The organism is Lachnotalea sp. AF33-28, assembly GCF_003477885.1.
In the GTDB taxonomy this organism is placed as follows: Bacteria; Bacillota; Clostridia; order Lachnospirales; family Lachnospiraceae; genus AF33-28.
In genome coordinates, this window is the sequence record NZ_QUEE01000002.1 from 422,538 (window position 1) to 443,437 (window position 20,900).

15 protein-coding genes are annotated in these 20,900 nt (G+C 49.2%); 14 read left to right on the forward strand and 1 reads right to left on the reverse strand.

Features of this window, described 5'->3' with window-relative positions; genetic code table 11:
* Positions 1-5: 5 nt before the first annotated feature.
* The 3 genes from DWZ56_RS04290 to DWZ56_RS04300 are packed head-to-tail and all read left to right on the forward strand — an operon-like array spanning position 6 to position 5,858.
* Positions 6-3,344: a J domain-containing protein gene (locus tag DWZ56_RS04290; protein ID WP_158584442.1), complete on the forward strand. Its 3,339-nt coding sequence runs from the start codon at positions 6-8 to the stop codon at positions 3,342-3,344.
* The gene (locus tag DWZ56_RS04295) at positions 3,345-5,048 is read left to right on the forward strand and encodes a molecular chaperone HscC (RefSeq protein WP_118555146.1); all 1,704 of its coding nucleotides are present in this window, start codon (positions 3,345-3,347) and stop codon (positions 5,046-5,048) included. It abuts the gene before it with no gap.
* A gap of 45 nt (positions 5,049-5,093) precedes the next feature.
* Positions 5,094-5,858 (forward strand): GNAT family N-acetyltransferase, encoded by a 765-nt coding sequence (locus DWZ56_RS04300; RefSeq protein WP_118555147.1) that lies wholly within the window; start codon positions 5,094-5,096, stop codon positions 5,856-5,858.
* 105 nt (positions 5,859-5,963) lie between these two features.
* On the opposite strand, the gene DWZ56_RS04305 is transcribed toward DWZ56_RS04300, so the two are convergent.
* Positions 5,964-6,857, reverse strand: coding sequence for a ribokinase (locus DWZ56_RS04305; RefSeq protein WP_118555148.1), 894 nt, complete (start codon positions 6,855-6,857; stop codon positions 5,964-5,966).
* A gap of 166 nt (positions 6,858-7,023) precedes the next feature.
* Here DWZ56_RS04305 and DWZ56_RS04310 point away from each other — a divergent pair, with 166 nt between their 5' ends.
* The 11 genes from DWZ56_RS04310 (at position 7,024) to DWZ56_RS04365 (ending at position 20,861) form a co-directional block, all read left to right on the forward strand.
* Entirely contained in the window at positions 7,024-8,382 is a 1,359-nt protein-coding gene (locus tag DWZ56_RS04310) for a DUF512 domain-containing protein (RefSeq protein WP_176928482.1), read from the forward strand.
* A 47-nt stretch (positions 8,383-8,429) separates the two neighbouring features.
* Positions 8,430-9,758 (forward strand): ribosome biogenesis GTPase Der, encoded by a 1,329-nt coding sequence (gene der, locus DWZ56_RS04315; protein WP_118555150.1) that lies wholly within the window; start codon positions 8,430-8,432, stop codon positions 9,756-9,758.
* Position 9,759: 1 nt separating this feature from the next.
* Positions 9,760-10,401, forward strand: a complete 642-nt coding sequence (gene plsY, locus DWZ56_RS04320) for a glycerol-3-phosphate 1-O-acyltransferase PlsY (protein WP_118555151.1) — start codon at positions 9,760-9,762, stop codon at positions 10,399-10,401.
* Between the two features lie 63 nt (positions 10,402-10,464).
* Complete coding sequence (locus DWZ56_RS04325) at positions 10,465-11,478, forward strand: NAD(P)H-dependent glycerol-3-phosphate dehydrogenase (RefSeq protein ID WP_118555152.1); 1,014 nt, start codon at positions 10,465-10,467, stop codon at positions 11,476-11,478.
* A gap of 65 nt (positions 11,479-11,543) precedes the next feature.
* Positions 11,544-12,059, forward strand: a complete 516-nt coding sequence (locus DWZ56_RS04330; protein ID WP_118555153.1) for a transcription repressor NadR — start codon at positions 11,544-11,546, stop codon at positions 12,057-12,059.
* 171 nt (positions 12,060-12,230) lie between these two features.
* Positions 12,231-13,298 (forward strand): PTS transporter subunit IIC, encoded by a 1,068-nt coding sequence (locus DWZ56_RS04335; protein ID WP_118555232.1) that lies wholly within the window; start codon positions 12,231-12,233, stop codon positions 13,296-13,298.
* A gap of 145 nt (positions 13,299-13,443) precedes the next feature.
* A complete protein-coding gene (locus DWZ56_RS04340; RefSeq protein ID WP_147369381.1) occupies positions 13,444-15,768 on the forward strand; it encodes an AraC family transcriptional regulator in 2,325 nt (774 codons plus the stop codon).
* Positions 15,769-16,220: 452 nt separating this feature from the next.
* Positions 16,221-17,177: an ABC transporter permease gene (locus tag DWZ56_RS04350; RefSeq protein ID WP_118555156.1), complete on the forward strand. Its 957-nt coding sequence runs from the start codon at positions 16,221-16,223 to the stop codon at positions 17,175-17,177.
* A 10-nt stretch (positions 17,178-17,187) separates the two neighbouring features.
* A complete protein-coding gene (locus DWZ56_RS04355; protein ID WP_118555157.1) occupies positions 17,188-18,111 on the forward strand; it encodes a carbohydrate ABC transporter permease in 924 nt (307 codons plus the stop codon).
* An 80-nt stretch (positions 18,112-18,191) separates the two neighbouring features.
* The gene (locus DWZ56_RS04360; protein ID WP_118555158.1) at positions 18,192-19,865 is read left to right on the forward strand and encodes an extracellular solute-binding protein; all 1,674 of its coding nucleotides are present in this window, start codon (positions 18,192-18,194) and stop codon (positions 19,863-19,865) included.
* Positions 19,866-20,105: 240 nt separating this feature from the next.
* Positions 20,106-20,861 carry an N-acetyltransferase gene (locus DWZ56_RS04365; RefSeq protein ID WP_118555159.1) on the forward strand — a complete coding sequence of 252 codons (756 nt, stop codon included), beginning with the start codon at positions 20,106-20,108 and terminating at the stop codon, positions 20,859-20,861.
* The last annotated feature ends 39 nt before the right edge of the window (positions 20,862-20,900 follow it).

The window sequence follows — 20,900 nt, forward strand, 5'->3', positions numbered from 1 at the left end:
AGCGTATGGAAGAAAAACAGATTTGGCGCATTCTGGGGATAGAAGCCACCAAAGATGAGAATCTGATCAAGCAGGCATATCGGAACAAACTGATTTCCGTGAATCCGGAGGATGATCCGGAGGGCTTTAAACAGCTTCGCACAGCCTATGAGGAAGCCTGTGCGTATGCTAAGAAAGAGGAGCCGCTGGCGCAGCAGGAAGAAGTGACGGTCTATACACAGTGGCTGGAAAAAGTACGTGAAGTCTATTTTACATATTCAAAAAGGATAAACGCTGAATGCTGGAAGGAATTGTTAGATGATGATATCTGCCAGGACCTGGATACCGGCCTGGAGGCCAGAGATACCCTGCTGGGATTTCTGATGGATAATTTCCGCCTTACGACAGAGGTCTGGAAGCTGCTCGACGACAGGCTCTCCCTCTGTGCGGAAAAAGAAGAGCTCTATGAGAAATATCCCAGAGATTTTGTGGATTTTATGGCGAATCAGTGCAGCAGTGAGGGCTGGTTTGACTATACCCTGTTTGAGGGAGAGGACGATGCGGATTATGACGGTTTTATCAAGATGTATCATGATATCCGCCTGAAACTGGATAAAGAAGAAAACGAAAATTTTGAGCGTGAGATGAGGGATCTGGCGGGTTTTGATATCTACCACCCATATATGGATATTGAGAGAGTCCGCTATTACCGGCAGAAGGGGCGGTATGGCGAGGCTGTTGAGACCGCGCGCCCTCTGGTGGAGAGATATCCGGAGGATACCTGGATACTGTTTATGGCCGCCGAGGCTCTGTGGGATTTTAATGAGAAGGAAGAGGCGTTCGGGTTATATGCATCCATACTGGAAAAGGAGCCGGCGCATTTTACCGCCAGGCTGCGTTCGGCACAGTATCATATGGAGCAGTGTAATTATGAGGAAGCCAAGAAGTTCTACATCGATATAGTGGGGGATGCGCCAAACAGCCAGGAGGTGCTGCAGGGACTGGAGGCGGTCAATGAGCGCCTGATCGAGCAGTATGAGAAAGACTGCCGTGAGCATCCCAAAGATATGGAACTGGCTCTGAAGCTGGGCTGGTGTTACCTGCAAAATCACTTGTATGACCGGGGTATGAAGCTGATGCAGCCCATGACACCGGACGAGGAGAATGTAGCGGAATTTCACAGTCTAAGCGGCAGGCTCTGCTATTATAATCAGGCGTATACGGATGCAGCCGACCATCTGCACCATTGGATCGATGCGATCAACGCCGAGCATCCGGAGACACAGGAGGAGATTTCGCAGATACCGGTGCGGCTGGGAACTGCCTACAGCATCCTTTGCAGCACCTATACGAACATGGGCAAGGAAGATTCCTCCTTTTATGCGAAGGCTTTGGATGCGATCAATCATTCCCTTGACCTCCAGGAAGACGATATGGATTATCTGCAGCAAAAGGCCGGACTGCTGCTGGAAATGGGTGAATACAGGGACTGTGTGGATGTGTGTGACCGGATGGTGGAAAAGGATGTACGATATTTTCCGGCATACGCATTCCGGCAGGAGGCATATTATAATCTGCGGTCGGCCCAGGAGGTGATCGACGATTTTTACCGCGCGCTGGATATCTATGCGCAGTATCCTAAGATGTATGAGCTGGCGGCGGATGTATTTTTAAATTACCGGCAGTACGATGATGTGATGAGCATACTAAAACGGGCTGAGGACAATTCGGTATCCAGCAGTGAACTGTCGCTGATTGGCGCAAAGGCGATGCGCCGCCGGGCGGAGAGCCGCGAGGATATGGGAAAAGCCTATGAGATCTGTAAAAAGGTGTCGGAGGAATTTAAAAACGATAAGCTGGAACCGGCGGAAGTGGCCAAGGCGGTTTACGAAGAGTCGCTCTGTCTGATGGCGCTGAAAAACTATGAGAAGGCGCTGTATACGATTGAAGAAGCGATCCGGCTGGACCCTTCCTATGTGAGCTTTTTGTGGACCAAAGCGGATATTTTATACCGTCTGTCCAGATATAAAGAAGCGCTGAAGCTGTATCTGACCTGTAAAAAGGATATCACCGACAATGACGGCCTGATGGAGGATATCGGAGACTGCTATGAAAAGCTGGGAGAGCAGGAAAAGGCCCTTTCCTACTATCAGAAATGTCTGGAGCTGAATCCGGAGCATCCCAGAGTGAACAGCGATATCGTGGATATTTATGACGATATGCTGGACGATACCGAGGATATCCAGTACTTTGAAAAGGCGCTCCCCTATGCGGACCGGCAGATCGAATTGGTTCCGGAGGCGTATTACTATATTGAAAGAGGTCTGCTTTATATGACGGTGGGCCAGTGGGAGAACGCCCTGGCTGATTTTCAGAAGGCATGGGAACTGGAACCGGAGAATACCTTTGCATACAATAACGCCGGATGCGTCTATAAATATACCGGACAGTATGACAAGGCGGTGGAGCTGTTCAAAAAGGCGGCAGAGGTCATGAAAGAAGGGGAGACCATGCTTCCCTACGGCAACCTGGCGGATTGCTATGAGCGCATGAGTGAATATGAAAAAGCGGCGGAAGCCTATCGGAAAAACATTGAGCTGTTTCCGGAGAAAACCGCCAATTACAAGGATTTAGCCAGCGTATACCGCATGATGGGACGTTATGAAGAAGGCATTAAGTGGCTGGAAAAGGGCAGAAATCTCAAGGATGCCAATGAGCTGTACTTTCTGGATGAAATCGGTGAGACCTATGAGGAGATGGGAGATTATAAGAAGGCCTTTGCCTGCTTTAAGCAGGCGCTGAAAAAAGACGCAGGCTATGCTCCGATTCACCGGGTGATGGGGGAAATATATCTGTTTCAGAAGCAGGGTTTAAAGAAAGCGCTGAAATGCTTTAAGCTGGCGCTCGAAAGTGAGAAAGCAAAAAATTCGGGGTACAGAGACGACTGCATCTTTTTGATGAACATCTACGGTCAGATGAAGAAAAAGGCCGAGGTGAAAAGATACTATGATCTGGCGCTCGAATCCATAAAAGAGGCGTACGGGTCCGTGGAAGGCTATCTGAAATCCCTGCTGCACCGTCCGGCCCGGCTGTATAATCTGGGATGCATTTACTACTACGGCGGGGATCTTGAAAAAGCGGAGGAATGCTTTAACAGCATGGATCCGGACGAGAAGTGCAGGCACTGCACGGACTGTCAGTGCCATGAGTATTTTCAGGGACAGGGGCTGTTGTGTGCGGCCCGGGGAGATTATCGGAAGGCCCTGGAATATTATGAACGCTCTTTAAAGGAGGATCCGAATTATATCGAATGCAGGGCCAGAGTGAGAGACTATAGAAAAAAATTGAAAGAGATGAGAGATTAAATGATAATCGGTATTGACTTAGGAACGACAAACAGTTTGGCAGCATATTTTACCGAAGAAGGGCCCCGGATCATTCCGAACAGGCTGGGAGAACATCTGACCCCGTCCATCGTCAGTGTGGACGAGGAGGGGCAGATCTATGTGGGGGAGACGGCGAAGGAACGCATGGCCCTGTATCCGGATACCGCAGCCGCCGTATTCAAACGGAGCATGGGCAGCAGCAGAAAATATAAACTCGGCGATAAGGAATTCACTGCCGAGGAGCTGTCGTCCTTTGTGCTGCGTTCTCTGAAGGAAGATGCGGAGAGCTATCTGGGAGAAGCGGTGACGGAGGCTGTAATCAGCGTGCCTGCCTATTTTAATGATACCCGCAGGAAAGCCACAAAACGGGCGGGCGAACTTGCCGGTCTGAAAGTGGAGCGTATCATCAGCGAGCCAACGGCTGCGGCCATCGCATACGGTCTCTATGATAAGACGAAGAACACAAAATTTCTGGTGTTCGATCTGGGCGGAGGAACCTTCGATGTATCTATTCTGGAGCTGTTTCAGAATATTCTGGAGGTCAGGGCCGTCGCCGGAGACAATTTCCTGGGCGGTGAAGATTTTACAGAAGTGCTGGAGAAGATGTTCCTGGATGAGAAAAAGCTGGATATAAATGAGCTGGATTTAAAAACACTGTCCTATATCCATAAACAGGCGGATAAGTGCAAGATGGGATTTTCGGACAGCAGATATTCCACCATGCGCTGTGTGATCGGCGGAGAGACCCTGGAATACAAAGTGGATATGAACGACTTTGAGAAACAATGCGAGCCGCTGCTGGAGCGCATCCGCAAACCCGTAAAGCGCAGTCTCTCAGACGCCAATATAAAGCTGTCGGACATCGATGTGGTGGTGTTAGTGGGAGGTGCAACCAAGCTGCCCTTAATCCGTACCTTTATCAGCAAGCTTTTCCGCAAATTTCCGGATATCAGCGTGAACCCGGATGAAGCGGTGGCTCTGGGAGCGGCGGTTCAGGCCGCCATGAAGGAGCGCAGGGAGGCCATAAAGGAGGTCATACTGACGGATGTATGCTCCTTCACTCTGGGAACGGAGGTTGTGGTGAGGTCGCGTTACGGCGACCACTACGAAGGCGGACATTTCTGCCCCATTATTGAACGCAATACTGTGATTCCGGCCAGCCGCACCGAGCGGTTCTATACGGTGCATGACGACCAGACAAAGATCACGATCAATGTGCTGCAGGGAGAAAGCCGCTTTGCTGCCAACAATCTGCTGCTGGGAGAACTCACGATCAATGTGCCGAAAAACAAAGCGGGCGAGGAAGCCGTGGATGTGACCTATACCTACGATATCAATTCCATTCTGGAAGTGGAGGTAACGGTATTATCCACTGGGGTGACTGAAAAACAGATTATAAAGGGCGAGAACAATGAGATGACCGATGAGGAGATCGAGGAGAGAATGCAGGAACTTTCCTATTTAAAGATCCATCCCAGGGAACAGGAGGCAAACAAGCTGCTTCTGCTCCGCTGTGAACGCATCTACGAGGAGAGCGTCGGGGATATCCGTCAGGCGGTGGAGTACGAGATCCGTAAATTTGAAGAGGTATTAAATACCAGGGTTAACGCCAAGATTGAAAAGGCCCGGGAAGAGCTCAAGGAAGCGCTCCGGGAGATTGAGGATCTCAATGATGAGACTTAAGGGGTTTAAAATGGCGGCTGAGGGCCGGTTTGGGGAAGGACATATATGAGCGTTTGTGCGGTTGGAGATAAAACACGGATAAAAGCGCTGTTTGACGGGTGGCAGGAGACGCTGATCTATTCCTGCCTTGAAGGACATATGGGAGAAGCGTATACCTGCGATGCATATGAAAACAAAGCGGCTTTACTGATCGTCGGTGACTTTTGCTACTTTGCCGGAGAAGCATGCCGGGAGCTGGTACAGTATCCGGGCGCCGCACAGGATCCCTGTTTTCGGATCCTGGTACCGCAGAACGCGTGCTGGGAAAGGCTGATTGAAGAGGTGTATCCGTTCCGTGCGGCGAAGAGAGTGCGATATGCCATAAAAAAAGAACCGGATGTCTTTAAGCCGGATGAGCTGGAACGCTGGGCAGATGCGGCTCCCTCCGGTATTGTGCTGCAAAACATAGACCGCCCTGTTTATGAGCAGGTGATGGCACAGGGCTGGTCAAGGGATCTGTGTTCACAATTTCGCGATTATGAAGATTATGCGGCGAGAGGAATCGGCATTGCGGCACTTTATAAAGGCACGGTGGTGGGAGGCGCCTCTTCCTATACGGTCTATGACGGCGGCATCGAGATAGAAATTGATACCCGGGAGGATTACCGACGCAGAGGGATTGCAACGGCGTGCGGCGCGCGCCTGATACTGGAATGTATAAAGAGGGGTCTGTATCCCAGCTGGGATGCGCAGAATAAGTGGTCGGCGGCGCTGGCTGAAAAGCTGGGGTACCATTTTGACAGGGAATACACGGTTTATGAGCTGTCATAGCACAGCCGCATAATGATAGAGGGTATTTCAAGCATCTGCCCCTGTGAATCGACAGGCGGAACAGATGATTGAAATACCCTCTTCTTGTTCAATGGGAAAATACGTTCATCCCTGCATTTGTTTCAAAAACGCGGCCATCTCGTCATATACCGGTATGGACGGCGCGGCGCCTGCTCTGGATACGGCGATCGCCGCGGCGGCCGCAGCCTCCCGCAGCGCGAGGGCAGTATCCTTTCCGCTTGCGACGGCACTGATATAAAAGCCTGTGAAGGTATCGCCGGCAGCAGTGGTATCCACGGCTTCCACCGGAAAGCTATCCTGGTGAAAGACCCTCTCTCCGGTCATGCAGACAGCGCCTTTGCTTCCCAGCGTGAGCACGAGTTCCGCCTTTGGAAATCTGTCATGCAGCACAGCCAGGGCCTCGTCCTCGCCGACACCGCAGATATCCGCGGCTTCCACCTCATTGAGCAGAAAACAGTCCACATAGGACAGCGGCAGCTCGTGAATGATCTCATTCATCGGCGAAGGGTTCAGATATATTTTTAATCCGCGTCTGAAAGCGAGTTCCATGATCGTTCCCAGCTCGTTGATCTCATTTTGAAGCAGCAGGATATCACCCTCCTCAAAATGGCTCAAAACTTCCTCGATTTCTAAACGGTTCATGGTCTGATTGGCTCCGCCATACAAAAGGATACAGTTCTGCCCGTTTTCATCGATTTGTATGATGGCATGTCCGGTAGGAACATCCCGTATCTTCAGGCAGCCGGTGTTCACATTGCTGTCCTTTAAAATGCCGGACAGCATCCCGCCGTCTTTACCGATTGCTCCTGCGTGCCAGACATCGGCTCCGGCCCTCGCCAGCGCGATGGACTGATTCAGCCCCTTGCCCCCTGCAAAAAGCTGCATATCAAGGGATGACAGCGTTTCTCCGGGGCGGACAAAATGGGGGACATGATACACATGGTCGATATTCAGAGATCCGTAGTTCAATATTTTCATAGTAATACATGCGCTCCTCTCTTACAGACTGCTTTTTTCATCTGCGGTTATCATAACATTCCTGAAGATATAAATCAATCTATAAACGTTAGGCCGGGGCCGGTTGAAAATGGCCGGCCTCTATGATACACTATATTGGAAATCTAATAGAAGCGGAGCTTTGTTAATGAAAGAAAAAAAACATATCATTCAATCCGTGACCCCGGGATCCATCGCAGAGGAGCTGGAACTGGAAGCGGGAGACGCGGTGCTTGCGGTCAATGATTCCGAAATTGAGGATATCTTCGATTATCAGTTCCTGACACAGGACAGCTATATAGAACTCCTGGTGGAAAAGAAGGACAAAGAAGAGTGGCTTTTGGAGATCGATAAAGATCCGGATGAAGATCTGGGCATTCAGTTTGAAAACGGCCTCATGGACGAGTACCGGTCCTGCAGAAATAAGTGTGTATTCTGTTTTATTGACCAGATGCCTCCGGGCATGCGGGATACACTGTATTTTAAGGATGACGATTCCCGGCTCTCTTTCCTGCAGGGAAATTACGTGACGCTGACCAATATGAGCGATCACGACATAGAGCGGATTATAAAATACCATCTGGGCCCGATCAACGTTTCAGTGCAGACTACGAATCCCGAATTGCGCTGCGAGATGCTGCATAACCGTTTTGCCGGAGAGGCACTGAAAAAGATGGAGAAGCTTTACCGGGCGGGCATCGAGATGAACGGCCAGGTGGTGCTGTGCGCAGGCCTTAATGACGGGGAGGAGCTGGATCGGACCATCAGGGATCTGGGACGCTTCTGCCCTGTCATGCAGAGCATGTCCGTCGTACCGGTAGGGCTGACGAAATATCGTGATGGGCTCTATCCGCTGCGTCCCATCGAAAAAGAAGACGCTGAACGGGCGATTGACCAGATCGAGCGCTGGCAGAAAATTTTCTATGAGAAGTATGGCTTCCATTTCGTGCACGCCAGCGATGAATTCTATGTGCTGGCCGGGCGGACGCTTCCGGAAGAGGAGCGGTATGACGGCTATATCCAGCTGGAAAACGGTGTGGGGATGCTGCGCCTGCTCATAGAAGAGGTGACCGAGGCATATAAGAATGCGAAGGGGGATTTAAGGCAGAGGGAAATCTCAATTGCCACAGGAAAGCTGCCTTATCCGTTCCTTAGAGAACTGACAGATTTAATCTGCGAAAAATTCCCCAATATCCGGGTGCATATGTACCCTGTCACCAATTATTTCTTTGGCGAGAAAATTACGGTGTCCGGGCTGATCACGGGCCAGGATCTGATTGGACAGCTTGCGGGCCAGCCGCTGGGGCAGGAACTTTTGCTTCCAGTGAATATGTTTCGCAGCGGTGAGAACGTCTTTCTGGATGATCTGACGCTTGAGGACGCACAAAGGGCTTTACAAGTGCCGGTGAATATTGTAAAATCAAGCGGACAAGATTTTTTTAACGCGGTTGTTGGGGAAGAAAAGGATGGGGAAGAGACTTCCTGGCAGTGCTATGAAATCAGATGAGCCGGGCGGCTGGAATGAGCCGTTAAAAGATTGAAATGGAGATTAAAATGAGCAAACCAATCGTAGCAATTGTGGGCAGGCCGAATGTGGGTAAGTCCACATTGTTTAATGTGATCGCGGGTGATATGATATCCATCGTTAAGGATACCCCGGGTGTGACCAGGGACAGAATTTATGCGGACTGTACCTGGCTGGATAAGAATTTCACGCTGGTGGATACCGGTGGTATCGAACCGGACAGCAGTGATGTCATCCTGTCGCAGATGAGAGAGCAGGCGGAGATTGCCATACAGACGGCAGATGTGATCATCTTTCTGGTGGATGTGCGGCAGGGGCTGGTGGACGCGGATTCCAAGGTGGCGGACATGCTGCGCAGATCCGGAAAACCGGTCATCTTAGTGGTGAATAAGGTGGACAGCTTCCAGAAGTTCATGGCGGATGTCTATGAATTTTATAATCTGGGAATTGGGGATCCGATTCCTGTTTCTGCGGCGTCGAGGCTGGGAATCGGCGATATGCTGGATGAAGTGGCAAAGCACTTCAGGAAAGAACTGTTAACGGAGGAAGAGGATGACCGGCCGAGAATCGCGATTGTAGGCAAGCCCAATGTGGGCAAATCCTCCATCATCAATAAACTGATCGGCGAAAACCGTGTGATCGTATCCGATGTGGCAGGCACCACGAGAGATGCTGTGGATACGGTGGTCACCAGAAATAAAAAGGAATATATATTTATTGATACGGCCGGGCTGCGCCGCAAGAGCAAGATAAAAGAAGAGCTGGAGCGCTACAGCATCATCCGTACCGTAACCGCTGTGGAGCGGGCGGATGTGGTGGTTGTTGTGATCGATGCGGTGGAAGGAGTCACGGAACAGGACGCCAAGATCGCAGGAATCGCACATGAACGGGGTAAAGGTATCATCATTGCGGTGAACAAATGGGACGCTGTGGTGAAGGACAATAAGACGGTGAACAAATATACGAATAAGATCAGGGAGATTCTCTCCTTTATTCCTTATGCGGAAATCCTGTTTGTTTCCGCAGAGAGCGGCCAGCGGCTGCCCAAGCTGTTTGATTATATTGATGTCGTGATTGCAAACCAGAACCTGCGGGTTCCTACCGGAGTGCTCAACGAGATCCTGACAGAAGCGGTTGCGCTGCAGCAGCCACCCTCAGATAAGGGAAAGAGGCTCAAACTGTTTTATATCACGCAGGTTGCGGTAAAGCCGCCCACTTTTGTGATCTTTGTCAATGACAAAGAACTGATGCATTTCTCCTATACCAGATATATAGAGAATAAGATCAGAGAAGCCTTCGGATTCAGAGGGACTTCGCTGAAGTTCATTACGCGGGAAAGAAAGGAGAAGGATCAGTAGGATGGAACGAATTATTTGCCTGGTCATCGGTTATGCTTTTGGCCTGGTGCAGACCGGATATATCTATGGAAGGCTGCACGGAACAGATATCAGAAAGTTCGGGAGCGGAAATTCCGGCAGCACGAATGCTCTGCGGGTGATGGGAAAGAAGGCGGGAGCCGTTGTGCTGCTTGGCGATGTGGCGAAATCGGTGCTCGCCTGCCTGCTGGTGAGAGTCCTGTTTGGAAAAAGCCAGCCGGATATGGTGCCCCTGCTGGTGATTTATGCCGGCCTGGGCGTTGTGTTGGGCCATAATTATCCTTTTTATCTGAAGTTTAAAGGCGGAAAGGGGATTGCGGCTACCGGCGGATTTGTCATCGCATTAGGCGACTGGAAGCTTCTGGTTTTCGCCCTTTCCGTTTTCCTTCTGACCGTAGCGGTCACCAGATTTGTTTCTCTGGGATCGCTTCTGGGCGTCAGCGCACTCTTTATCGGCTGGGTGGTTTTTACGCAGCTGGGATGGATTGCAGTGGCTTCTACATACCTGGCTGAGACCTATGTGCTGATGTTTCTGTTTGCGGCGCTGGCCTTTTTTCAGCACAGGAAAAATATTGTAAGGCTTGTGAAGGGTACCGAAAACAAACTGGGAGCTAAAAAGTCTTAGACAAACAAGCGCAATAAAGAGCGCGGGCCATCCGCCTTGGCGGTGGCACAGGAGGCATAGATTATGGCAGATATAAGCATTATAGGCGCAGGAAGCTGGGGTGTGGGCCTGGCGGTACTGCTTTATAAAAATGGACACAGCATCACTATGTGGTCCGCAATCCCCGCGGAAGTGGATATGCTGCAAAAGACACGTGAGCAGAAAAGCATGCCGGGCATAAAACTGGCGGAGGAAATTCGGATCACCGGGGATATGAAAGAGGCGGTGGACGGTGCCGATCTGCTGGTGCTGGCGGTCCCTTCCGTTTATACCAGGGAAACCGCTTCACGCATGTCTCCCTATGTGCACAGCGGGCAGAAGATCGTCAATGTATCAAAGGGAATTGAAGAGAAAACTCTGTATACGCTGTCGGAGATCATTGAAGAGGAGATTTCACAGGCTGATGTGGCCGTGCTCTCCGGCCCCAGCCATGCGGAAGAGGTGAGCAGAGGGCTGCCCACCACCTGTGTGGTCGGAGCACACAGCAAGGAAACAGCAGAGTATATTCAGGATCTGTTCATGTGCAATGTTTTCAGAGTATATATCAGCCCGGATATATTGGGGATCGAACTGGGCGGCGCCTTAAAGAATGTGATCGCGCTGGCCGCCGGCATCGCAGACGGCCTGGGATACGGTGATAACACAAAGGCGGCTCTTATAACCAGGGGGCTGACTGAGATCACCAGGCTGGGACTTGCGATGGGAGCCAAGGCAGAAACCTTATACGGCCTTTCCGGAATCGGGGATCTGATTGTAACCTGTGCCAGCATGCACAGCCGGAACCGGCGTGCCGGCATACTGATCGGACAGGGCAAGTCGATGGATGAAGCCATGGAAGAGGTGCAGATGGTGGTGGAAGGCGTGTACAGCGCCAAAGCCGCGCTGGCTCTTGCAAATAAATATCATGTGGATATGCCGATCATTGAACAGGTGAACCGGGTTCTGTTCGAAGGAAAATCCGCGGCGGATGCCGTATCGAATTTGATGCTTAGGGATAAAAAGCTGGAACATTCCGCCCTTCCCTGGAACGAAGCTTAAATAGTGGCAGCCGTTCAGACAGTTCCCGTGCGGGGCTTGCGTTTTGCAGTGAATGGAGAAGAAAAATGGAAGGAAAAGAGCGCAGAGAAAAAATACTGGAGATGCTGGAAACTGCAGAGGACCCCATTTCCGGCGGGGAGCTGGCCAAAAAACTTTCAGTCAGCAGACAGGTGATTGTCCAGGATATCGCACTGCTGCGGGCAGTCAATAAGAATATCCTGTCCACAGCCAGAGGATATCTGCTGTATCAGCAGAAAGAGAAGAAAAAAGTCCGCTGCTTTCAGGTCAGCCACACGACGGAGCAGATCGAAGATGAACTGACCGCGATCGTGGACCTGGGTGGCAGAGTGCTGGATGTCTGTGTGATGCACCCGATTTATGGGAGCATCACGACGGACCTTTTCATTTTCAGCAGGAAGGATGCGGCCGATTTCGTGAAGAAAATTAAAAGCCAGCAAACTGTACCGCTGAAAGAACTGACGAACGGAATTCATTTCCATACGGTGGAAGCGGACCGGGAAGAGGTGCTGGATGCGATAGAAAAAGCATTGGACGAAAAAAAGTACTTGATTCGCTGCTGAATCTGTGTTATTCTATGCGACAGGGTGACAAGACACATGTAAAGCGGGGCTGTAAAGCGCTGCTGTGACTGACAACAAAGACAACGAAAGAAAGTGCACGAAACCGTGCACATGCCGTCAAACGTAACAGTTCAGACGGCGGCTGTTGGCATGAAAAGGAAGGAACAGGGTATGGAAAAACTGAAAAAATTAGGAAACCGAATATTCATTGAAGGGCTCTCCGGAATGGCTCTGGGTTTGTTTGCGACACTGCTGGTAGGAACTATTCTGGAACAGGTGGGAAATCTGCTGGGAGGGGATCTCGGCAATTACATAGTGGTAGTGGCCACCGTAGCGAAGAAACTGACTGGAGCCGGTATCGGTATCGGCGTTGCCGCGAAGTTTAAACAGTCTCCCCTGGTGACGGTTTCGGCCGGCGTGGCCGGTATGGTGGGAGCGTTTGCCAAACAGATCATGTCAGGCACGCTGCTGGTGGACGGTGCATTTGTGCTGGCCGGTGTGGGAGAACCACTTGGCGCTTTTGTTGCGGCGTATCTTGCCATTGAAGCCGGCAACATTGTATCCGGAAAGACCAAGGTGGATATACTGGTCACACCGGTTACGACCATCGCTGTCGGTTCTCTGGTGGGCCTTTCCATCGGTGTGCCCATCGCGGCATTTATGACCAAGGTAGGAGAGCTGATCAATTGGGGCGCTGTACAGCAGCCGTTTCTGGCCGGTATCATCGTATCTGTGCTGATGGGAATCGCTCTGACTTTGCCGATCAGTTCGGCCGCCATCGGGGTGTCACTGGGGCTTAGCGGAATTGCCGCCGGAGCCGCCACTATCGGATGCTGTGCGAATATGGTTGGATTCGCTGTGGCCAGCTATCGGGAGAATAAAGTCGGCGGACTGGTGGCACAGGGAATCGGAACCTCCATGCTGCAGATGCCGAATATCATCCGTAAGCCGGTGATATGGCTGCCCGCTATCGTAACGAGCGCCATTTTGGGCCCTATTTCCACCTGCATCCTGCAGATGACCAGCAATGCTACCGGATCCGGCATGGGAACCTGCGGACTGGTGGGACAAATTATGACCTACCAGACCATGGTGGGCGCCGGAACCGCGCCGGCCGTTGTACTGGCGGAGATTCTTATTATGCAGTTTCTCGCACCGGCGGCTCTGGCGCTGGCAATATCCGAAGGCATGAGAAGAGCAGGACTGATCAAGGACGGAGATATGAAACTGGATATTTAAAATTCCTATTGAAGGACAAATGAAGAGCAGGCTCTGTGGCATATGAGAGCCTGCTCTTGTTTTGTTTCCTGCAATCTGCTATTATATTAAGCAGATATGCCGTTTGAAATCAGCGGCAGGAAATCAGACTAACAGGGGAAAACATATGAAAAGACTGTCTGTATTTGTCCAACTGTACCTGATGCTGCTTTTGGTACTGATTATGCCGGTATCGCTGGTGGTATTTTATGCTACGAATACACTGGGAGACTATGCGAAGGATGAGGTGGCACAATCCACACTCGAAAAACTGATCTCTTCTGCCAATGCGATCGAGCTGATGATGGTGAATATCGTAAACGGCTGCATCCGTTTTTCGCAGAATAACAGCTTTTTGGAACTGCGCAAGGTACCGGATTATGAGTCGCTGAATATGGATACGGATAATATATTCATCGCCTATGATGCGTATAATACACTGAAAAACCTTTATGTGAACGATTCGCTCGTATACTCTAATTTCTATGTGGGAGAGGACAGCGATTATGTGATTTCTTCTGATAAGGGCATCTGTTCCACGGATAATTATTTAAGCCTGGAATGGCTGCAGAGCCTTAAGGAGGAAAGCCCGTCGCAGAAAAAATACTGGATATCCAGAAATATGAGCACTTCCACTGTGGCTGAGGCGAGACGCAATCTGACCAGTGAGGTTACTGTTCCGGTGCTTTCCTATGTATATGTGGTAAACTCGCTGACAAATGCGACGAAGGGGAGCATGGTATGCAATATATCGGTGAACCGTCTGTCAAGGATGATCCAGTCGGATACAGAGAATGGGATTGGCTATATTCTGGACAGCGATAACAGGATAATCTGTCACCAGGACAGAGGTGCGTTCAATCAGGATGCAACGGATGATGCGGTCACGGAACGAATCAGGAGCAGTCTTGCGGCTTCGGGCTATTTTGATATGGCGATCGATGGTACGGAATATCTGTGTGCTTATTATAAATCCAATTTTAACAACTGGACCTATGTCTACCGGTATGATCTAAATGCAATGATGGGAAAGGCCAGCGGCCTGACCTTCCGTGCGCTGATTTTGATCGCCGCAGTGATCGTTTTCGGCACGGTTCTGGCGCTGTATCTTAGCTACCAGTTCTTTAAGCCGGTCAGAAGCCTGATGAGAAATATCAGTGCCAACGACCCTTCCGTAAAAGGAATGAAAAATGAATGGTTTTATCTGGAAAATGTGTTTCAGAATATGAAGACCCAGGAAGAGGAGATGCACGGCCTGCTGGAAAAGCGAATGTCGGATTACATTCATTTGAGGCTTCGGGAAGCCTTATCCGGAACGATAGAAAAGGAAGAGTACCTTGCTGAGTTAGAAAAGATATTCCCCTATCATCATTACATGGTGATCTTTGCCAGCGTGGATGGCAAAAATGAATTCCTGAAATCCACCGGCACGGATGAGCGAAATTACCAGTTTTTAAGGCTGGAAAATCTGTTTGATGAGACATTCTCCATGGAAGGCTATGTGAGCCGCAGCATCCGTTACCGTTCTTCCATCTGTACGCTGGTGCTGAATATGAAGGTATATGACCAGTTTAAGGTACCGCGTCTGCTGGAGGAAAAAATAAAGGAAGTCAAATTAAAGGCAGAAGAATTTTTTCCGTATACAATGACTATGGGAATCAGCGGCGTGCGGACCAATCTGGCCGACCTGGTTTTCTGCGCCCAGGAAGCGGAGGCGGCAGTCCGGCACCGCATTGTGGCGGGAAAGAATCAGACCATATTCTGGAATGCAGGCATGAACGAGAGCAAGCGCTATCATTACCCATACAGCAGTGAAAAGCGCATCATCAACCTCATCGTGCTGGGCAATACGGATCTGGTCTGCCGGGAACTGATCCGTGTCAAGGAACAGATACTCATGGTGGAGGATATTTCCTATGATAATGTCATATTAATTTATCAGCAGCTGATCGGCGCAATGATTAAATGTCTGATGGAGCAGGGCGTGAATACCAGCCGCGTAATGGGAAACGGACGTGTGGCTTATACAAGCATCGCCTCCCAGGATACGATTGATGAGATTGAAAAATATATGCTGCAGTTCGTGGAATCCGTCCGTGAGGCGATCGATCATCTGCATCAGGAGCAGCCGGCAGATCAGACTCATGATAAAATACTTCATTTTCTTGAGGAGCATTATCGGGAGGATATTGATTATGAGGCGGCAGCATCGGAGCTGGGAATCAGCTATTCTTATATGCGAAAGCTGGTACGGGAAAACACCGGCGGAAGCATTGTGGATTTTGTAAATAAACTGCGGATCGAAGAAGCCAAAAAGCTGCTTACAACGACCGGCCTTAGCATCTCGGCAATTGCTGAGAAAGTCGGATATCATAATGTGCAGAGCATCAATCGGTTCTTCAAAAAGTATGAGGGCATAACGCCCGGAGAGATGAGAAATATAACCGGATAATGACAACAAAAAATCGGGCGGACTGTATCGGAAAGCTGTAGGATTTGATGTCCTATGGCTTTCTATTTTTTATGCCGCGAAAGCGGCCCGCAGGTGGAGAATGCCGCAAGTGGGATTTGATTCACATATTGTGCAATTTGAATGTAAAACGGCGGTGCAAATTGGCTTCTATGGGAAAAATGACATATCAATTTTGATAAATCTTATTAAAATTGATACTGAAAAGTAAGCAAATATGAAAAAAAGCGCGGTAAAAAACGGTAATATATGGGATGCCAGACTGTCTGGAATTGCTGAAAAGCTGATAAAACAAGGACAAATCCGAGTGTTAAAAATGATCATATGTATCAAAAATGATCATTTACAGAAAATCACTCCCGGACTATACTCCAGATATGCACAGCAGATAACACTGTATGGCAATTTTACTCATAAAAGGGGGAATAAATGAAATGAAAACGGCCAAAACAAATTTGGCGCAGATGAACTTCGGTATAAAGAAGAAAAAAGGTCCGCTGTTTTATCTGAAAAAGGACTGGCAGCTGTATTCCCTGCTGCTTCTGCCTCTGGCATTTTGTATCCTGTTTAAATACGTGCCCATGTACGGCCTGGTCATTGCCTTTAAAGATTACAAAATAAAGGACGGCTTCGGCGGCGGCACCTGGGTGGGGATGGAAGTCTTTAAAAAGGTATTCAGCCACAGACAGTTTAAAGAAGCGCTGCGCAATACGCTGCTCTTAAATGTGCTGGACCTGGTGGTGAGCTTCCCGATGCCGATCATTCTGGCGCTGCTCTTAAATGAAATCCGCTGCAAATGGTTTAAAAAGGTATCACAGACCGTGCTGTATTTACCGCACTTTCTGTCCTGGATCATCATCGGCGCCCTGGCATATCAGCTGTTTTCACAGGCAAACGGTGTGGTGAACACAATGCTGGAGAATCTGGGGATCGGTTCTGTGAACTTCCTGCAGGACGACCAAAACTGGCTGATTTCCTATATCATCATAGGCGCATGGCAGAGCATGGGATGGGGAACCATCATTTATCTGGCGGCCATCACCTCGGTCAATCCGGAACTGTATGAGGCGGCCAGGGTGGACGGAGCCGGAAGGTGGAAACAGATGCTGCATGTTACAATTCCCTGTATCCGCAGCACGATTGTGATCCTTTTGATCATGAATCTCGGCAAGATCATGGGTGGTTCCTTCGAACGAGTGAATTCTCTGATGAATGTGGCAACGACGGAGTACACGACCACGATCCCCATCCTCGTATATAACTGGGGTATTAAGGACATGAAGTTCAGCCAGTCCACAGCGCTGGGACTGTTCCAGTCGCTGATCGGCCTGATGCTGGTACTGTTTTCGGATTTTATCGCCAAGCGTCTCGGCGAAGACGGATTAATTTAAGGAGGGTGCCATGAGCGAGAACAGAGTAAAAACAACGCAGAAGCATGCATGGACCGCATCCAGAGTGAAAAACAAGGCGATCGATATTGTGATCTATGTGTTTATCACCTTGGTCTCCCTGACCTGTCTGCTGCCGTTTATCCATGTAGTATCCAAATCGATCAGTGAAGAGCGGTTTGTAGTGACCAAGCAGGTATTCCTGATACCAAAGGGCCTTACTTTTGATGCCTATCTGAAGGTGTTTGCGGATGCCAGCATTATGCAGTCTTTGTATGTGACTGTGATTATGACAGTACTGTTTACGGTGCTGGGCATGTTTTTGACCATCTGCGCAGCATATCCGCTGTCCAGAAAGAATTTAAAAGGCAGAAAGGTGATCAATTTCATCTTCATATTTACGATGTATTTTGCCGGAGGAATGATCCCTGATTACCTTCTGATGAACTCGCTGGGAATGCTGGAAAAAATGACTTCATTGGTACTTCCGCTGGCATTCAGCGCTTATAATCTTGTTATCATGAAGAACTCACTGGAATCATCGATTCCGGACAGTCTGGTGGAATCGGCCCTGATCGACGGTGCGAGCCATTATACAATTCTGCGCAGGCTGGTGCTGCCGCTGTCAAAGCCCATCATCGCAACACTGTCTCTGTTTTATGCGGTAGGAAGATGGAATACATACAGCGATGCAATGTTCTATATCAAGCAGAATAAAGCTCTGCGCCCCCTGCAGCTGAAGCTCTATTACCTGATTATCTCCGCTACGGAATCCTTCCAGGGTTCCATCAATGATACCGGCATGACCCGTTATACAGATCCGGAGATACTTAAAGCTGCATGTATTGTATTCGCAACGCTGCCGATCATCGTAGTTTATCCGTTCCTGCAGAAATATTTCGTACAGGGCACCATGATCGGAGCTGTAAAGGGATGACAGCATCTCATGCGATCTATAACCGATAGTAGCCGCAATTGCGGACTCTATAATATTATCTTATAAGAGGAGGAAATAAGATGAAGAAGAACTTCAAAAGACTGGCAGCTCTTGGACTGGCAGCTGCAATGACTATCGCTTCCCTGTCAGGCTGCAGTTCAGGAAAAGAACCTGCGGGCAGCACCACAGAAGCGCCCAAGGAAACTACGACGGCTGCCGGCAATGCGGAAAGTACGGCGGCTCCTTCCCAGGCGGCAGGAGAATTTACCGATTACTCAGCCGGTTTCCCGGAAAAAGTAACGATCCAGATTCCTATTTATGAAAGAGGCTGGGAAGGCTGGGATCCCTGTGACAATTACTGGACCAAATGGATCCAGGAAAACTTCGGTGATAAATATAATGTAGAGATCGAGTGGATATCCATCGGACGTTCTACCGAAGTGACGGATTTCACACAGCTGCTTTCAGCAGGCAGTGCGCCGACCATCATTTTCCACTATGATTATCCGAACATCCTGCAGTATTACTCAGAAGATGCTTATCAGCCTTTGAATGCGGAGGAAATCGCATATTACGCACCTAATTACTGGGAGAAGATGGGCGATACCATTCAGGAATACGGTGTGATCAATGATGAGCTGATGGTGATCATGGGCAGCCGTACCGAACTGTTATCCAGCAACTATGGAACGATTATCCGTAAAGACTGGATGGATAAAGTAGGTGTAGATATGCCTCAGAATCTGACCGAGTACAACGATATGTTAAGAAAATGGAAAGATGCCGGTTTGGGCTATGCTTCCGATTATCTGTTAATGAAATCCTTCAACTTTGACTATTCCTTCAGAGGATGGCCGAACGATGCGGAAGGCAGAGCATTAAATTCCGATCTGGCAGTGGCTTCTCTGTCCTGGGAACCCACCAAGGCATTCTTAAAGAATATGAACGAACAGTACAACGAAGGTCTGATCACACCGGAATTCTATCTGGATACGGACGGATCACAGTGTAAGGCTGATTTCTTATCCGGAAAGGCCGGCACATGGTCCTGCTATATCAACCAGAATACACTGACAGATATTGAAAACCTGATGGCAAGTTTCCCCGAAGCGGAACTGGCAATCCTGGATCCTGCGGCTAAGGCGCCGGAAGGAGAGCATCCTCAGGGACGTAAGTACTGGCCTTTCGGCATGATCTACGGCATCAATGAGGACGCTACCGATGAGCAGAGAATCGCAGTATGGATGTACATTGAATGGATGAACGATCCGGAAGTGCTCGCAACACTGCAGAGCGGTTTTGAAGGAATGCATTACGAAGTGAAGGACGGCATCAAAGTTTCTCTGGGCTACACAGGAGAAGAGAGAATGTCCAACAACGATAATCAGGATTATTACTGCCTGGTTGCTTCCAATAAATCATACGCGACTCAGGAAGAGTGGGCGAAATCCATCGTTAATGCCAACGGACCTAAGGGTTATGAATATCTGATTCAGGAAATTCTGGATTATAACGACAAATATGACGAGTGGGCTACACCGGATACCTGCTTCACCGTTCCGATCGCATCCTTGAGCGAGTACTCCACAGAGCTTGCTACACTGTGGCAGGAATCCTATGTAAAACTTGTGAGAAGCACACCTGAGGAATTTGATGCGCTTTATGATGAGCTGTCCCAGGAATACCTGGATGCAGGATATCAGGAAATTCTGGATGAGAAGAAAGCCGCTTATGATGCGGGTTACTATCACTAGGATGTAAGCAGCTAAAAAATTAACCGGCATAAGCCGGAAGAGAGGCCGTTCGGCGCATGCAGCGCCGGGCGGCCCTTTTCAAATTTGGGTACCTCTGAACAGAAATATTTGCATATTTTACCAGAGAAGAATTATAAATATGACATGCATGTGTCATATGTCTGTGATAAGATGACTGTATGAATCATTCATCAGGCGGTTATCAGCCTGAAATCATGAAAGTACAGGAGAATTCGGAATATGGAGATTATCGCGGTTAACAGAGACAATATTACAACGGAGCATATATGTTGTGCGATATCGGATAAAAAAGGGGAATGCTGCGTATCATCCAAGAAGGAATGGATGATCAAACGGTTTGAGGACGGGCTGGTTTTTAAAAAGCTGGATGTGCGGGGAAAAGTTTTTATAGAATATATACCGGCATCGAAGGCCTGGTATCCGATATCGGCAGACGGATATATGCACATCAACTGCTTTTGGGTATCCGGACAGTTTAAGGGAAAAGGCTTTGCCAACCGGCTTTTGGAGCAATGCATGGAGGATGCAAAGAACGCGGGGCTTTTGGGAGTGACCGTAATATCATCCCCTAAAAAAATGCCCTTCCTTTCCGATCCGGGCTATCTAAAATACAAGGGGTTTAAGACCGCGGATACGGCTGCTCCCCATTATGAACTGCTGTACCTTCCTTTTGATGAGAGCGCGCCGGCGCCGAAATTCTCTGACTGCGCGAAAAAAGGGAGGATCGAAGAAAAAGGCATGGTTCTTTATTACACTAACCAATGTCCTCATACGGCTAAGTATGTGCCTGTGATCCAGGATATTGCCGAAGAAAGGGGAATGGCACTTTCAATCCACAAGATAGAAACTCTGGAAGAAGCAAAAAATGCTCCTTCGCCCTTTACGACCTACAGCTTTTTTTATGACGGGACTTTTGTGACCAACGAAATCTTCAGTGAGAAAAAATTTGAAAAGTTTTTGGACACAATCTGTTGACTGTAAACCTTATTTATACTTTATACTTGTGACATACAG

Excerpts from the sequence above, each read along its gene's own strand:
- DWZ56_RS04290 (WP_158584442.1), top strand. The coding sequence starts at position 6 with ATGGAAGAAAAACAGATTTGGCGCATTCTGGGGATAGAAGCCACCAAA.
- DWZ56_RS04295 (WP_118555146.1), top strand. The coding sequence starts at position 3,345 with ATGATAATCGGTATTGACTTAGGAACGACAAACAGTTTGGCAGCATAT.
- DWZ56_RS04300 (WP_118555147.1), top strand. The coding sequence starts at position 5,094 with ATGAGCGTTTGTGCGGTTGGAGATAAAACACGGATAAAAGCGCTGTTT.
- DWZ56_RS04305 (WP_118555148.1), bottom strand. The coding sequence starts at position 6,857 with ATGAAAATATTGAACTACGGATCTCTGAATATCGACCATGTGTATCAT.
- DWZ56_RS04310 (WP_176928482.1), top strand. The coding sequence starts at position 7,024 with ATGAAAGAAAAAAAACATATCATTCAATCCGTGACCCCGGGATCCATC.
- der (WP_118555150.1), top strand. The coding sequence starts at position 8,430 with ATGAGCAAACCAATCGTAGCAATTGTGGGCAGGCCGAATGTGGGTAAG.
- plsY (WP_118555151.1), top strand. The coding sequence starts at position 9,760 with ATGGAACGAATTATTTGCCTGGTCATCGGTTATGCTTTTGGCCTGGTG.
- DWZ56_RS04325 (WP_118555152.1), top strand. The coding sequence starts at position 10,465 with ATGGCAGATATAAGCATTATAGGCGCAGGAAGCTGGGGTGTGGGCCTG.
- DWZ56_RS04330 (WP_118555153.1), top strand. The coding sequence starts at position 11,544 with ATGGAAGGAAAAGAGCGCAGAGAAAAAATACTGGAGATGCTGGAAACT.
- DWZ56_RS04335 (WP_118555232.1), top strand. The coding sequence starts at position 12,231 with ATGGAAAAACTGAAAAAATTAGGAAACCGAATATTCATTGAAGGGCTC.
- DWZ56_RS04340 (WP_147369381.1), top strand. The coding sequence starts at position 13,444 with ATGAAAAGACTGTCTGTATTTGTCCAACTGTACCTGATGCTGCTTTTG.
- DWZ56_RS04350 (WP_118555156.1), top strand. The coding sequence starts at position 16,221 with ATGAAAACGGCCAAAACAAATTTGGCGCAGATGAACTTCGGTATAAAG.
- DWZ56_RS04355 (WP_118555157.1), top strand. The coding sequence starts at position 17,188 with ATGAGCGAGAACAGAGTAAAAACAACGCAGAAGCATGCATGGACCGCA.
- DWZ56_RS04360 (WP_118555158.1), top strand. The coding sequence starts at position 18,192 with ATGAAGAAGAACTTCAAAAGACTGGCAGCTCTTGGACTGGCAGCTGCA.
- DWZ56_RS04365 (WP_118555159.1), top strand. The coding sequence starts at position 20,106 with ATGGAGATTATCGCGGTTAACAGAGACAATATTACAACGGAGCATATA.